The sequence below is a fragment of the Microbacterium sp. F51-2R genome (assembly GCF_052180235.1).
Taxonomy (GTDB): Bacteria; Actinomycetota; Actinomycetes; order Actinomycetales; family Microbacteriaceae; genus Microbacterium.
This window is the reverse complement of record NZ_CP197470.1, coordinates 599,693-613,509: the sequence shown is the minus strand read 5'-3', so window position 1 is coordinate 613,509 and position 13,817 is coordinate 599,693. Positions and strand designations below refer to the sequence as shown.

13 protein-coding genes and 1 tRNA gene are annotated in these 13,817 nt (G+C 70.9%); 6 read left to right on the top strand and 8 right to left on the bottom strand.

The annotated features are described in order from the left end of the window. Positions 1–51 precede the first annotated feature (51 nt). Positions 52–2,970: a UPF0182 family membrane protein gene (locus ACSBPH_RS03020; RefSeq protein ID WP_442576135.1), complete on the top strand. Its 2,919-nt coding sequence runs from the start codon at positions 52–54 to the stop codon at positions 2,968–2,970. A gap of 50 nt (positions 2,971–3,020) precedes the next feature. Here the strand turns inward: ACSBPH_RS03020 and ACSBPH_RS03015 are convergent, their stop codons facing one another. From ACSBPH_RS03015 to idi, 7 genes are read right to left on the bottom strand one after another with little or no spacing between them, the layout of a single operon-like run. Then, on the bottom strand, positions 3,021–3,902 hold the full coding sequence (locus ACSBPH_RS03015) for a prenyltransferase (RefSeq protein ID WP_442577230.1): 882 nt from the start codon (positions 3,900–3,902) through the stop codon (positions 3,021–3,023). 35 nt (positions 3,903–3,937) lie between these two features. Continuing rightward, positions 3,938–4,273, bottom strand: a complete 336-nt coding sequence (locus ACSBPH_RS03010; RefSeq protein ID WP_442576134.1) for a lycopene cyclase domain-containing protein — start codon at positions 4,271–4,273, stop codon at positions 3,938–3,940. Continuing rightward, positions 4,270–4,620 carry a lycopene cyclase domain-containing protein gene (locus tag ACSBPH_RS03005; RefSeq protein ID WP_442576133.1) on the bottom strand — a complete coding sequence of 117 codons (351 nt, stop codon included), beginning with the start codon at positions 4,618–4,620 and terminating at the stop codon, positions 4,270–4,272. Before ACSBPH_RS03005 ends, ACSBPH_RS03010 begins: the two co-directional genes overlap by 4 nt. Position 4,621: 1 nt before the next feature. Further along, complete coding sequence (crtI, locus tag ACSBPH_RS03000; RefSeq protein WP_442576132.1) at positions 4,622–6,208, bottom strand: phytoene desaturase family protein; 1,587 nt, start codon at positions 6,206–6,208, stop codon at positions 4,622–4,624. Next, positions 6,205–7,074, bottom strand: coding sequence for a phytoene/squalene synthase family protein (locus ACSBPH_RS02995; protein WP_442576131.1), 870 nt, complete (start codon positions 7,072–7,074; stop codon positions 6,205–6,207). Before ACSBPH_RS02995 ends, crtI begins: the two co-directional genes overlap by 4 nt. Beyond that, positions 7,071–8,132, bottom strand: coding sequence for a polyprenyl synthetase family protein (locus tag ACSBPH_RS02990; RefSeq protein ID WP_442576130.1), 1,062 nt, complete (start codon positions 8,130–8,132; stop codon positions 7,071–7,073). Before ACSBPH_RS02990 ends, ACSBPH_RS02995 begins: the two co-directional genes overlap by 4 nt. Beyond that, complete coding sequence (gene idi / locus ACSBPH_RS02985) at positions 8,129–8,686, bottom strand: isopentenyl-diphosphate Delta-isomerase (protein ID WP_442576129.1); 558 nt, start codon at positions 8,684–8,686, stop codon at positions 8,129–8,131. Before idi ends, ACSBPH_RS02990 begins: the two co-directional genes overlap by 4 nt. Positions 8,687–8,768: 82 nt before the next feature. Between idi and ACSBPH_RS02980 the strand changes: the two genes are divergently transcribed. The 4 genes from ACSBPH_RS02980 (at position 8,769) to ACSBPH_RS02965 (ending at position 10,835) form a co-directional block, all read left to right on the top strand. After that, on the top strand, positions 8,769–9,242 hold the full coding sequence (locus tag ACSBPH_RS02980; protein ID WP_442576128.1) for a MarR family winged helix-turn-helix transcriptional regulator: 474 nt from the start codon (positions 8,769–8,771) through the stop codon (positions 9,240–9,242). Between the two features lie 69 nt (positions 9,243–9,311). Then, positions 9,312–9,385: transfer RNA gene (locus ACSBPH_RS02975), tRNA-Met, on the top strand. Between the two features lie 134 nt (positions 9,386–9,519). After that, the gene (locus tag ACSBPH_RS02970) at positions 9,520–10,035 is read left to right on the top strand and encodes a DUF6328 family protein (protein WP_442576127.1); all 516 of its coding nucleotides are present in this window, start codon (positions 9,520–9,522) and stop codon (positions 10,033–10,035) included. Beyond that, complete coding sequence (locus ACSBPH_RS02965) at positions 10,032–10,835, top strand: carbon-nitrogen hydrolase family protein (RefSeq protein WP_442576126.1); 804 nt, start codon at positions 10,032–10,034, stop codon at positions 10,833–10,835. The genes ACSBPH_RS02970 and ACSBPH_RS02965 overlap by 4 nt, the downstream gene beginning before the upstream one ends. Before the next feature lie 27 nt (positions 10,836–10,862). Here the strand turns inward: ACSBPH_RS02965 and ACSBPH_RS02960 are convergent, their stop codons facing one another. Then, positions 10,863–12,065 (bottom strand): aminotransferase class I/II-fold pyridoxal phosphate-dependent enzyme, encoded by a 1,203-nt coding sequence (locus ACSBPH_RS02960; RefSeq protein ID WP_442576125.1) that lies wholly within the window; start codon positions 12,063–12,065, stop codon positions 10,863–10,865. A 99-nt stretch (positions 12,066–12,164) separates the two neighbouring features. Here ACSBPH_RS02960 and ACSBPH_RS02955 point away from each other — a divergent pair, with 99 nt between their 5' ends. Then, on the top strand, positions 12,165–13,781 hold the full coding sequence (locus ACSBPH_RS02955) for a S1C family serine protease (RefSeq protein WP_442576124.1): 1,617 nt from the start codon (positions 12,165–12,167) through the stop codon (positions 13,779–13,781). The last annotated feature ends 36 nt before the right edge of the window (positions 13,782–13,817 follow it).

Sequence of the window (13,817 nt, the reverse complement as noted above, 5' to 3'; positions counted from 1 at the left end):
TCGGGCCATGTGCTCGGCTTACGCCCAGAACGCCGCGCCTAGGATGAGAAGGTGACCACGACGTCAGCGCCGAACCAGGCCACGCCCTCCCGAACCCGGCGGATCATCGCCATCTCCCTCGCGATCATCGCCGCGCTCGTCGTGGCGTTCTTCATCTTCGCGAACCTCTACGCCGACTGGCTCTGGTACGACCAGCTGGGTTTCAACGAGGTGCTCGTGACGCAGTGGGTCGCGCGGATCGTGATGTTCGCCGTCGGATTCCTCGGCATGGCCGTGCCCGTCTGGCTCGCGATCCAGCTCGCCTACCGCCTCCGCCCCGTCTATGCGCGGCTGAGCTCTCAGCTCGACCGCTATCAGGAGGTCGTCGAGCCCCTTCGCCGCCTCGCGATGTGGGGCATCCCCGTCTTCTTCGGATTCTTCGCCGGATTCGCCGCGTCGGCCCAGTGGGAGACGACGTGGATGTGGATCAACGGCGTGTCGACGGCGAAGACCGACCCCCAGTTCCACCTCGACACGGGTTTCTACCTCTTCGCGATGCCGTTCTACAGCACGGCCCTCGGCTTCATCTCGGCCGTCGTGCTGGTCTGCCTCCTGATGACGGCGCTCGTGGCGTACCTCTACGGCTCGGTGCGGGTGGGCCAGCGCGAGCTCCGCATCTCCAAGGCCGCGCGCATCCAGCTCGCCGTCCTCGCGGGCCTCTACCTGCTCGTGCAGGGTGCGAGCCTGTGGCTCGACCGGTACAAGACGCTGATCGAGCCCGGAGACCGCATCGTCGGCCCGGGCTATGTCGGCACCCACGCGATCATCCCTGGGCTGACGATCCTCGCCATCGTCGCGATCCTCGTCGCCATCCTCTTCTTCGTGACGGCCGTCATCGGGCGCTGGCGCTACCCGCTCATCGCGACCGCGCTCCTGGTCGTGTCGGCCATCGTGCTCGGCGTCGGCTACCCGTGGGTGCTCAACACCTTCCAGGTCAAGCCGAACCAGCTCGCGCTGGAGAGCGAGTACTACCAGCGCAACATCGACATGACCAAGGACGCCTACGGCATCTCCGGCCTCGACAAGACCGACTACAAGGCGACATCGGATGCCGAGCCCGGCCAGCTCCGCGCCGACTCGTCGACGACGGCGCAGATCCGGATCATGGACCCGGCGATCATCAGCCCCACGGTCAAGCAGCTCGAGCAGTACCGGTCGTACTACCAGTTCGCCGACCCGCTCGACGTCGACCGCTACGAGATCGACGGCGTCTCGCAGGACACCGTCGTGTCGGTGCGTGAACTCGACGTCTCGCAGCTGGGGAACGCGGCATCCTGGCAGAACTCCACCCTCGTCTACACGCACGGCTACGGCCTCGTGGCGGCGAAGGGCAACGACCGCACGACCGACGGCAACCCCGTCTTCATCGAGCGCGGCATCCCCGTGTCGGGTGTGCTGACCGACCAGGAGGACTTCGAGCCCCGCGTGTACTTCGGCGAGGACTCGCCGCCGTACTCGATCGTCGGCGCGCCCAGCGGCACCGCGCCCATCGAGCTGGACTACCCCGCGGGCGAGGACGGCGCGACCGAGACCAAGACGACGTTCGAGGGCAACGGCGGGCCGAGCGTCGGCAGCGTCTTCAACCGCCTGATCTACGCGCTGAAGTTCCAGTCGGAGCAGATCCTCTTCTCGGACTACCTCAACCAGGACTCGCAGATCCTCTACGACCGCAACCCGCGCGAGCGCGTGCAGAAGGTCGCGCCGTACCTCGAGCTCGACAGCGACCCGTACCCGAGCATCGTCGGCGGCCGGATCGTCTGGATCATCGACGGCTATACGACCAGTGACGCGTATCCGTACTCGACGCTGGTGAGCCTCTCGCAGGCGATCGCCGACGCCAACAACGCGTCGCCGCGCGTCGCGCTGGACAACATCAACTACATCCGCAATTCGGTCAAGGCGACCGTCGACGCGTACGACGGCAAGGTGACGCTCTACGCGTGGGACGAGAAGGACCCGATCCTCCAGACGTGGCAGAAGGTCTACCCCTCGACGCTCAAGCCCATCTCGGCGATGTCGGCCGACCTCATGAGCCACGTGCGCTACCCGACCGACCTCTTCAAGGCGCAGCGCGCGATGCTCGGGGTCTACCACGTCGACGACGCGCAGTCGTTCTACCAGCGCGACAACGCCTGGACGACGCCGAACGACCCGCAGAACCAGAACCTGCTGCAGCCGCCGTACTACCTCACGATGCAGATGCCGGGGCAGACGGCGCCGTCCTACTCGATGTTCACGAGCTTCATCCCGGGCGGTGAGAACACCCGGAACGTCCTCATGGGCTACCTCGCGGTCGATTCGAACGCGGGCAACGAGAAGGGCGTGAAGGCGAAGGACTACGGCAAGCTCAGGATGCTGGTGATCGACGCCGACACGAGCGTGCCCGGTCCCGGCCAGGTGCAGAACACGTTCGACGCGGATCCGCAGGTGTCGGCCTTCATCAACATCCTGCGACAGGGCCAGTCGGACGTGCTCAACGGCAACCTGCTGACGCTCCCCGTCGGCGGCGGCCTCCTCTACGTCCAGCCGGTGTTCGTGCAGTCGTCGGGGGCGACAAAGCTCCCGACCCTGCAGAAGGTGCTCGTGTCGTTCGGCAACAAGATCGCCTTCGAAGACACCCTCAACGAGGCCCTGGACGCGCTGTTCGGCGGCGACTCGGGCGCCGAGGCCGGCGACAACCAGGTCACGCCGACTCCGGCGCCGACCGCGCCGACACCCGGGCCGACGCCCGGGCCGACGCCCAGCACCGAGCCGACGCCGCAGCCGTCGCCCTCGGCTCCTGCCGACGCCTACCAGGCCGCTCTGCAGGACGCGCAGAAGGCGATGATCGACCGCCAGACCGCTCTCGCGGCCGGCGATTGGGCCGCCTACGGGGAGGCCGACGCGCGCCTCACCGCGGCCGTGCAGAAGCTCATCGAGCTGGGCGGCTGAGACACGACGCACAGCGGCGACGCTGAGGCCGGGCGCGGATGCGCCCGGCCTCAGCTCGTCAGGAACCAGTACCAGATCAGCAGGAGCGTCACGCCGAAGCCGGCGATCTGGTTGAGCCACAGGAAGCGGTCCCAGCCGCGGGTTGCGGCATCCGCCGTCTCATCGGTCACCGAGCGGAAGGGCCACACCGTCGCGAGGTAGGGCAGCGCGAGGATTGCGGCAAGCGGCCCCGGCCAGGCCGTCGTCAGCATGACGAGTCCTGCCGCGGCGTAGCACGCGAGCGAGAACCACACCGTGAAGCGCGCGCCCCGCGCCGTCGCGATCGACGAGATGCCGGCTTCGCGGTCGGCCGCGACATCCTGAACCGCGCCGAAGGCGTGCGAGGCGACTCCCCACAGCGCGAACGCGAGGATCACCGCGCCGAGCTGCCACGTCCAGACGGCGCCCGCGAGCACGAGCCCGTAGACGGCGGGGGAGAAGAAGTGGATGCTGCTGGTCACCGAATCCGCGAAGGGCCGCTCTTTGAGCCGGAGCGGCGGGGCGCTGTAGAACACGACGAAGAAGAGGCTGAGCGCGAGGACGAGCCACGACAGCGGCGAGCCGACGATGACGAGGTAGACGACGAAGGGCAGGCACGCCAGGCCCGCCGCCCACAGCGTGATCGGGTGCATCCGGCGATCGAGCACCGCGCCGTGCGCGCCGCCCTTGCGCGGGTTGCGCAGATCCGACTCGTAGTCGAAGACGTCGTTGATGCCGTACATCGCGAGGTTGTAGGGGATGAGGAAGAACAGCGTGCCGACGACGAGCACGGCGTCGAGCTCACGCGTGGTCAGGAGATAGGCCGCCGCGAACGGATAGGCCGTGTTGATCCAGCTGACGGGGCGGGATGCCACGAACAGCTGCCGCGCGACGGTGCCGGGGCGAAGCGGCACGCCTGGGCCGCTCGGCGCGCCCGCCGCCTCGGCGCTCACGCGCGGCCCTCGTCGGTCGTGCCGCCCCCGGCCGCCGCGCGCCCGGGCAGCAGGACGAAGACGGCGGGGACGAGGAAGGCGGCGCACACGGGGTACGCGAAGTCCTCGAGTGGCGCGAGCCCCACCCGCAGGCCGCTGATGTGCTCGGCGGGGTAGGTGAACAGGCCCGCCGCGATCATGACGTTGTCGAACACCGCCGTCAGGGCGAGGAGGACGGCGGCGGAGATGCCCGACGCGGCCATGCGGCGGCCGAAGCCCGGCCGCGCAAGAGTGGCGACGGTCACCGCGATCGTCACGGCGACGAACGGGATGAGGATGAGCGGGTAGGTCATTCGGACTCCGCGGGGGACGAGGCATCCGTCCCGCGTGCGCGGGAGAGCAGGCGCCGAGCGGCCGCCCACACGACGAGGGCGAGGTAGCTCAGGAAGGCGAGGAAGACCGGCTCTTCGACGGGCAGGTGCGGCGCGAGGTCGAGGCCGAGCAGCAGCGGACTGTCGCCCTTGACGAAGACCCCCGTCGCGATCCCGACGGCGTCCCACGCGAGGAAGAAGACCGTGCCGGCAGCGACGGCGAGGAGGGTGCGGCCGGGCGCGGGCCGCACCGCCAGCGCGAAGCGGATGTCGAGCAGGGCGATGCCGGCGAGGGAGACGAGGATCGTGAGCAGGTACAGACCCGGCACGTCACGCCCTCGCCGCGACCGGCTCGGGGAGGGGCCCCGGCGACCTGTCGCCGCGCAGCCGCTTGACGACGAGCTCGGCCGAGATGAGGCACATCGGCAGGCCGATCCCCGGGAGCGTCGAGCCGCCCGCGTACATCAGGCCGTCGACGCGCTTGGAGGCGTTGCGCGGCCGGAAGACGGCGCTCTGACCGAGCGTATGGGCGAGGCCGAGCGCGTTGCCGCGCCACGCGTTGAGGTCGGCAGCGAAGTCGCCCGGCGCGATCGTGCGCGAGACCACGATGCGTTCGGCGAGGTCGGGGATGCCGCACCACGTCGAGAGCTGGCGCACGACGCTGTCGGCGGCCGTCTCGATGCGCGGGTCGCCGTCGCCGTCCTCGCCGCCGCGTCCGAGCGACGGGTCGGCGGGAACGGGGACGAGCACGAACAGATTCTCGTATCCGGGCGGCGCAACGGTGGGGTCCGACGCGCTGGGACGGCACACGTAGAGCGACGCGGGATCCGGGATGCCGGGGCGTGCGCCGAAGATCTTGTCGAAGTTCGCGCGCCAGTCCTTCGTGAACAGGAGGGTGTGGTGCGCCAGCTGCGGCAGCTCGCCGCGGACGCCGAGGAGGAGCAGCAGCGCCCCGGGGCTCGGCGTGCGCTTCTCCCACCACGACTCCGGATACGTCTGCAGCGCGGGCGGCAGGAGCGCCGTCTCGGTGTGGTGCAGATCTGCCGTCGAGACCACGAGGTCCGCGGTGATCGAGCGTCCGTCGGAGAGACGGATGCCGGTGGCCGACGCTCCCTTGGATTCCGACGTGGTCTCGATCGCCGACACGCGCGCGCCGGTCTCGACCTCGACGCCCCGCGCGCGGGCGAGGCGCTCGATCGCGGCGATGATCTCGGTGAAGCCTCCGCGCGGGTAGAGCACGCCCTCGTCGAGGTCGAGGTGGCTCATGAGGTGGTACAGGCTCGGCACGCCGTACGGCGACCCGCCGAGGAACACGGCCGGGTAGCCGAGGATCTGGCGCAGCCGCTGGTCGGTGAAGCGCTGCTCGATGTACGACGCGAGCGGACGGGTGAGGAGGGGCGCGAGGCGGGGCAGGCGGCGGAGGAGCTCGGGGTCGCGCAGCCCCGCGGTCGTCTCGTACGGGTCGTAGAGGAACCGCGACACCGACAGGTCGTACGCGTCGGCGGCGGAGTCGAGATACGTCGAGAGCTTCGCGCCGGCGCCCGGCTCGATGCTCTCGAACAGGGCGGTCGCGGCATCCCGTCCCGACACGACGTCGACGGGCTCCGGATCCCCCTCCGTGTAGACGCGGTAGGCGGGGTCGAGGGGCACGAGGTCGAGCTCCTGAGCCGCCGAGGTGCCCAGGAGCCGGAAGAAGTGCTCGAAGACCTCGGGCATGAGGTACCAGCTCGGGCCCGTGTCGAAGCGGAAGCCGTCGCGCTCCCACGACCCCGCGCGTCCGCCGAGGTCGTCTCGGCCCTCGAACACGCGGACCGACCATCCCTCTTCGGCGAGGAGGGCGGCGGTGGCGAGTCCGGCGATCCCGCCGCCCACGATGACGGCGGTCCCGGGCGTCCGGGGTGTCTGAGAACGGCTCATGCGCGGGCACTCCAGGGAGAGAATCCCAGCCAGGCACGCGCGGCGAGCGCGGCCTTGACCGGGTCGGGGACGCGCACGCGCGTCGTGGCGGCGGGCTGGCGCCGCAGGCGCACGGCGAGGGCGGCGAAGAGGTCGTGGGCCGCCGTGACGGCACGTCGGCAGTCCGGGGGCAGGCGGGGGATGACCGCCGCGGCGGCGGCGAGGTCGGCGTCGATCCGCGCGAGCACCTGCTCGCGGGTCGCCGAGCCGAGGTAGTCGCGGCCGAGGGCGCCGCCGTCGTGGTCGGCGTCGCGGAGGAAGTTGACGTCCTGGAACGCCGCGCCCAGTCGCCGGGCGCCCTCGACGAGGTCGGGTCCGGGGTCGCGGGGTGCCGGCCGGCCGGCGTTGACGAACGCCTGGAGGCACATGAGGCCGATGACCTCCGCGGAGCCGTAGACGTACTCGTCGTGCGACGCGCTGTCGTGCTGGGCCGTCGTGAGGTCGGTGCGCATCGAGCGGAAGAAGGGGCGCACGAGATCTTCGCCGATGCCGCACTCGCGCGCCGTGCGGGCGAAGGCGTGCACGACGAGGTTGGCGCTGAAGCCGCGCTCGATCGCCGCGAGCGTCTCGGCCTCCAGATCGTCCAGGACGCGCCGCTCCGCCTCGGTGTCGAGTCCCGCGGCGCTCGCGGGGCCGTCGACGATCTCGTCGGCGACGCGGGCGAGGGCGTAGACGTTGCGCACGTGCGGCCGCACGCGAGGGCCCAGCATGCGACTGGCGAGGCCGAACGACGTCGAGTACGCCGCGATCACGGCGGCCGCGGCATCCTGAGCCGTCTGGTCGTACAGTGCCAGCCCCGTGACCTCGTCGCGGCCCCGGCCGCTCACGGGATCCTCCGGGCGATCGCCGACGCGATCTTCGTGACGAGCTGCTCCGCACCCGAGGGCAGGCTGGGGTCGGATGCCGCGAGCCGCGCGTCGGTCAGGGCATCGTCGACGAGCGCGACGAGTCGGGCGCGCGCTCCGCTCTCGTCGAGCACGCGCTGCGCTTCGCGCACCGCGATGGGGCCCGTGTGCGCGACGGAGATGGCCTCGTGCACGCGCGACCAGTCCTCGGACTCCCGGGCGAAGCCGATGAGCGGCGTGCGCTTGGCCTCGCGGAGGTCGCCTCCCGCGTCGCGCCCGGCCTGGGCGGGTGTGCCGAAAGCGCCGATGAGGTCGTCGGCGAGCTGGAAGGCGAGACCGAGGTGGCGCCCCGCGTCGGCGAGCGCCGCGATCGACTCGCGGGATGCGCCGGCCAGGACGGCGCCTGCCGACAGCGGTGCCGTGAACGAGTAGACGGCGGTCTTGTCGTGGGCGGCGGTGAGGAGAGCTGCCGAATCGGCGTACTCGGCCGACACGGCGTTCTCGACGTCGGCGAGCTCGCCCGCGGCGGAGACGAAGACGGCGTCGTCGACGAGGGCGAGGAGCGCCTCCCGCTGCCGGGCGTCCACGTCGGCCAGCGCGACCAGGCGGACGGCCTCGTGCAGCAGCAGGTCGCCGGCGAGGATCGCGGCGGCATCGCCGAGGAGGGCCGCGCCCGAGGCATCCGCCCCCCGCGAGCGGGCTCGCTGACGGAACTCGCCGGATACGTTCGGGATGCCGCGGCGCATCGTGTCGTGATCGATGACGTCGTCGTGCACGACGAACGCGGTGTGCAGCAGCTCGAAGGCCGCCGCGACGGGGTAGAGACCCGGCGCGTCGGCGGGAGTGCCGCCGAAGGCCTGGAAGGAAGCCGCGACCAGGGCGGGGCGGAACCGCTTTCCGCCGGCGCTCGCACGCTCGATCGCGCCGCCGAGCTCGGCGAATGCGGCTCCGAGGGCATCGGCGCGGCCTCGGATGCGCGAGACCGCGTCGTCGATCGCGTCGTCGATCGCCGCGGCGGGGGCCGGCGCGAGCGCGATCATGAAGCTCGTCGTCGCTCTCTCGGCGACGTCGTGTCGAACAGGTGCAGCTGCTCGGCCTGCAGCACGAGCCACGGGCTGAACGCCCACGGGGTCGACTCGAGGGAGGCCGCGAGGTCGGCCGGGTCGACCCAGCGGGCGTCGACGACCTCGAGCGGATTGAGGACGGGCTCGTCGTTCGCGCGTGCCGTGTAGACGGGGCACAGCTCGTGCTCGACGATGCCGTTCGCGTCGGTGGCGCGGTAGCGGAAGAGGGGGAGGGCGAGCTCGATCTCGGTGAGGGTGATTCCGAGCTCGTACTCGGCGCGGCGGCGGACGGCGGCGATGACCGGTTCGGCGGGCCGCGGGTGGCCGCAGAAGGAGTTCGTCCAGACACCCGGCCACGTCGTCTTGCCCAGCGCGCGGCGCGTCACGAGCACCTGACCGTCGTCGTTGACGACGTGGCAGGAGAATGCAAGGTGGAGGGCCGTCTCGGTGCCGTGCACGCTGCTCTTCGGCGCAGTGCCGATCTCTCGGCCGTCGTCGTCGAGGAGGACGACGTGATCGGTGTCGGTCATGTGGATCCTCCGTCAATTCGCTAGTTTAGCTAGCAATCAAGCTTTGCTCGATGATACATAGGGTGAGGAGGTTTTGTCACAGATGCAAGAGCGTTGGATCCCGCAGACAGACCGCGACCACGCGGTCATGGATGTGCTCAGGGGCATCCGTGCGCTCGGCGACGCCATGGACCGCATGCACAGCGGCATGAAGGGCGACATGGACATGAACGCCTCGGATGTCGCAGCCCTGCGCATGCTCATCGTGCGCGAGCAGCGCGGACAGGCCGTGAGCCCTCACGACCTCGCGCGGCACCTTCGGATCTCGACGGCGTCGACCACGAAGCTCCTGGACCGCCTCACCGCCTCGGGGCACCTCGAGCGCCGCCCCCACCCGCACGACCGGCGCGCCCGCGTCGTCGTGCTCACGCAGGAATCGCGCGATCAGTTCTACCGCCTCTTCAGCGAGCGGCTGCGCGCGATGCGCGTCGTCACCGAGAACTATGACGACGATGAGCTGCGCGTCGTCACGCGGTTCCTCTTCGAACTGAGCGATGCGCTCGATCCCGGCGACTGACCCGGCGGCGCACGGAACCCGCCCGTGGTGAGAGCCCTCCACAATCCGTGTTAGGCTCAATACTCGTGACGCGGGGTGGAGCAGCTCGGTAGCTCGCTGGGCTCATAACCCAGAGGTCGCAGGTTCAAATCCTGTCCCCGCAACGAAAAGAAAGGGCGTCCCGCACGGGGCGCCCTTTCTGCTTGCCTGCGCGCGGTCCTCTTCTGCTCGCCCGTTCACCTGCCGCGGCATGCCCTTTCTGCTTGCCTGCCTCTGGCCCGACCGGGAGGATTGAGCCATGCCGCCCGACGCCGACACCGATCCTCAGGACGACCGCAAGGACGGCCGCGACGAGACGCCGATGGAGCGGGCCGACCGCAACTGGGGCGAGATCCTCCAAGAGCTCCGCGTGCTGCAGACGGGCACGCAGATCCTGACGGGCTTCCTCCTGGCGCTCGCTTTCCAGCCGACGTTCGCCGACCTCTCCGACAGCCAGCGGGCCTTCTACCTCGCGCTGGTCGTGCTCGCCGCGCTCGCGACGATCGTGGCCCTCGCGCCGGTCGCCCTGCACCGGGCCCTCTTCCAGCAGAGCTTGAAGCGCGAGATCGTCGCCTACGGACATGCGGCGCTCGTGACGGCCCTCGTGACGGTCGGCGCGCTCGTCGTGGGGGTGGTCGCGTTCATCTTCGACGTCGTCGTGAGCGATCCGGCCGCCGTCGTCGTCGCGGTCTCCTTGAGTGCCGTGCTCGTGGTCCTCTGGATCCTCGTCCCCGCCGTCATGCGCGCCCGCGGTCGACAGGAGGCCCGGTCATGACGGCCGTCGCGGTGGCGGTCGCGCAGTTCGCCCCGACGGCGGATGCCTCGGCCAACATCGCCCTCATCGGGGAGCTCGTGCGCACGGCGACCGCCCGCGGCGCCCGCGTCGTGGTGTTCCCGGAATACTCGAGCTATTTCGTCGACCCGTTCGACGAATCGCTCGCCGCCCACGCGCAGGACGTCGACGGTCCCTTCACGCAGGCCCTCACCTCCCTCGCCGAGGAGCATGTGGTCACGATCGTCGCGGGGCTCCTCGAGCGCGCGGGCGACGGGCGGCGCGTGCGCAACACCGTCGTGGCCGTCGACGCGACGGGGGTCGTCGCCCGCTACCGCAAGCTGCACCTCTACGACGCCTTCGGCCAGCGCGAGTCGGACTGGGTCGAGCCGGGCGAGATCGCCGCGCCCGAGACCTTCACAGTGGGCGGACTCCGTTTCGGGATCATGACGTGCTACGACCTGAGGTTCCCCGAGGTCGGGCGGCTCCTCGTCGACGCCGGCGCCGAGGCCTTCCTCGTGCCGGCCGAGTGGGTACGAGGGCCCCTGAAGGAGTACCACTGGCGCACCCTCGTGCAGGCGCGGGCGATCGAGAACACGGTCTTCGTCGCGGCGGCCGATCACCCGCCACCCCTCGGCGTGGGCCTGTCGATGATCGTCGATCCGCAGGGCGTCGCGATGGCGGCGGTCGGCACGGCGACCGATGTCGCGGTCGCACATCTGGATCATGCCGCCGTCGAGCGCGTCCGCCGCGTCAACCCGTCGTTGTCGCTGCGCCGGTTCCGCGTCGAGCCGCGGGACTGATCCGCCGCACGCGTGCGGCAGGAGGGCTCAGCCGGCGAGCCGCGCGAGACGGGATGCCGCGTCCTCGAGCACCTCGACACGCTTGCACGCCGCGAACCGCACGAGCGTCGCATACTCCGCGCGGTGGCCGGGCGCCACGAAGGCGGTCAGCGGGATGGCGACGACGCCGGCTCGCCGGGGGAGGGCCCGGCAGAACTCCGCAGCATCCGTCGCACCCAGGGGTGCGGCATCGGCCACCGTGAAGTACGAGCCCGCCGGGACCGACACGCTGAAGCCCGCCGCCCGCAGTCCCGCGCCGAGCAGGTCGCGCTTGGCCTCGAGCCCGTCGGCGATCCCCGCGAAGTAGGCGTCGGCCAGGCGCAGCCCCGTCGCGATCGCCGGCTGGAAGGGCGCGCCGTTGACGTAGGTGAGCCACTGCTTGACCGCCAGCACGGCGTCGATGAGGTCGGCGGGGCCCGACGCCCAGCCGATCTTCCAGCCGGTCGTCGAGAACGTCTTGCCGCCCGACGAGATCGACACCGTCCGCTCCCACGCGCCCGGAAGCGTCGCGAGGGGCACGTGCGCCTGACCGAACACGAGGTGCTCGTAGACCTCGTCGGTCACGATGACCGCGTCGTGTCGCTCGGCGAGCTCCACGATCAGCGAGCGCACCTCGGCGGAGAACACCGCTCCGGTGGGGTTGTGGGGGTCGTTGACGAGGATGACGCGGGTGCGGTCGGTCACGGCATCCCGCAGCCGATCGAGATCGGGCTGGAAGTCGGGCCAGCGCAGCGGCACCGTTGCCAGCCGTGCACCCGAGAGCGCGACGACAGCGGCATAGGAGTCGTAATACGGCTCGAAGACGACGACCTCGTCGTCGGGCCCGTCGACGAGAGCGAGGAGGGTCGCGGCGATCGCCTCGGTGGCGCCGGCGGTCACGAGGACGTTCCGCGTGGGATCGAGGTGCAGTCCGTAGAAGCGGTCCTGGTGCTCCGCGATCGCCGCGAGGAGGTCCCGGATGCCGCGTCCCGGCGGGTACTGGTTGACGCCGTTCGCGATCGCGGCGCGCGCCGTCTCGAGGACTTCGGCGGGGCCGTCCTCGTCGGGGAAGCCCTGCCCGAGGTTCACGGCGCCCGTTTCGGCCGCGAGTGCGCTCATCTCGGCGAAGATGGTGGGACGAACGATCCCATCGGCGCCGATGAGTCCTGCGCCTGCCGCGACTCGGCGCCATGCGCCCGGAATGTCTCGCACCGGGTTCACGCTACTCGCATAGTCGAGTCCCAACGTCGGCATAAGAAATCCACAGACTCGCAGGGCACAGTGAAGACACTTGTCCACAAGGGAGCATCCATGAGCGACACCACGGGCGACCGCCCCGCCGACCAGACCCCAGAGCACGCCGTTCCGGCGACTCCGCCGACCCCGCCTGCTCCGCCCGCGCAGCCGCCCGCCTACCCCGTGTCGCACACGGTGCCGCCGCAGCCGCAGGCTCCCGCCGGCTGGCAGGCTCCCGGTCCGCAGCAGCAGCGCCCCGCGTACCCCGGCTACCCGCAGCAGCAACAGCCCTACGGCGCCCCGCGCCCCCAGGGCTACGCGGGCCAGCCCGCTCAGCACAGCCAGCACAGCCAGCACAGCCAGCCCGGATACCCGGGGCAGCCCGGGCAGCCCGGCCAGCCGTACGCCTCGTCATTCGGCACGGCCGCGAACCAGACGCAGCCGACCACGCCGCTGGGCGCGCCCGGCACCGTCACCACCGGCAAGCCCGCGAAGCAGAAGTCCGGCGCCGGCAAGGTCGTCGGGCTCATCGTGGCCGCGGCCATCGTGGGCGGCGCCGCCGGCCTCGGCGGCGCGTACGCCGGCGTCAACGTCTTCGGCGTGGACGGCGCGAGCCCGGCCGCCGGACCCACCACCGTGACCGTCAACGACACCGGCTCGGTCAACCAGACCACCGCGATCGCCGCCAAGGTCCTCCCGAGCGTCGTCACGATCCAGGCGACGAGCAACTCCGCCGGCGGCACGGGCTCGGGCGTCGTCCTCACCGACGACGGCTACGTCGTGACCAACACGCACGTCGTGACGCTCGACGGCGCGAGCTCGGATGCGGCCATCAAGGTCACCACCTCGGACGGCAAGGTCTACGACGCCACCGTCGTCGGCACCGACCCCACCTACGACCTCGCCGTCATCAAGCTCAAGAACGCGAAGGGCCTCACGCCGATCGAGTTCGCCGACTCGTCCAAGCTCAACGTCGGCGACGCGACCGTCGCGATCGGCGCGCCGCTCGGCCTGTCGAACACCGTCACGACGGGCATCGTGAGCGCTCTGAACCGCTCGATCCAGATCGCGTCCTCGGCGGCGCCGGAGGGCGACTCCAGCCAGAACCAGACGCCGGACCAGGGTGGCCAGAGCCCGTTCCAGTTCGATTTCGGCCAGGGTCAGTCGCAGCAGCAGGCGACGGAGTCGATCTCGATCTCGGTCATCCAGACCGACGCCGCGATCAACCCCGGCAACTCCGGCGGCGCGCTCGTCGACGACGAGGGCAAGCTGATCGGCATCAACGTCGCCATCGCCTCCGCCGGCTCGTCGGGCGGCGGCCAGTCGGGCTCGATCGGCGTCGGCTTCTCGATCCCCTCCGACATCGCCAAGCGCGTCACGAGCGAGATCATCGACAACGGCAAGGCCACGCACGGCCTCTTGGGCGCGAGCGTGCAGGACGCGGCATCCGTCCAGGGAGCGACCATCACCGGCGCGTACATCGCCGAGGTCGTCGACGGCGGCGCAGCCGCCGGGGCGGGCCTGTCGAAGGGCGACATCGTGACCGAGTTCAACGGCGTGCCGGTGACCGACGCGACCGACCTCACCGCGCAGGTGCGTGCCGCCGCCGGCGGCAGCGATGCCAAGCTGACCTACGTCCGCAACGGCGAGTCGAAGAGCATCAGCGTGACCCTCGGGACGCTCGGCCAGTAGGCCCCGGCACCCGTTCCTCTCCCAGAGGCAGGACGC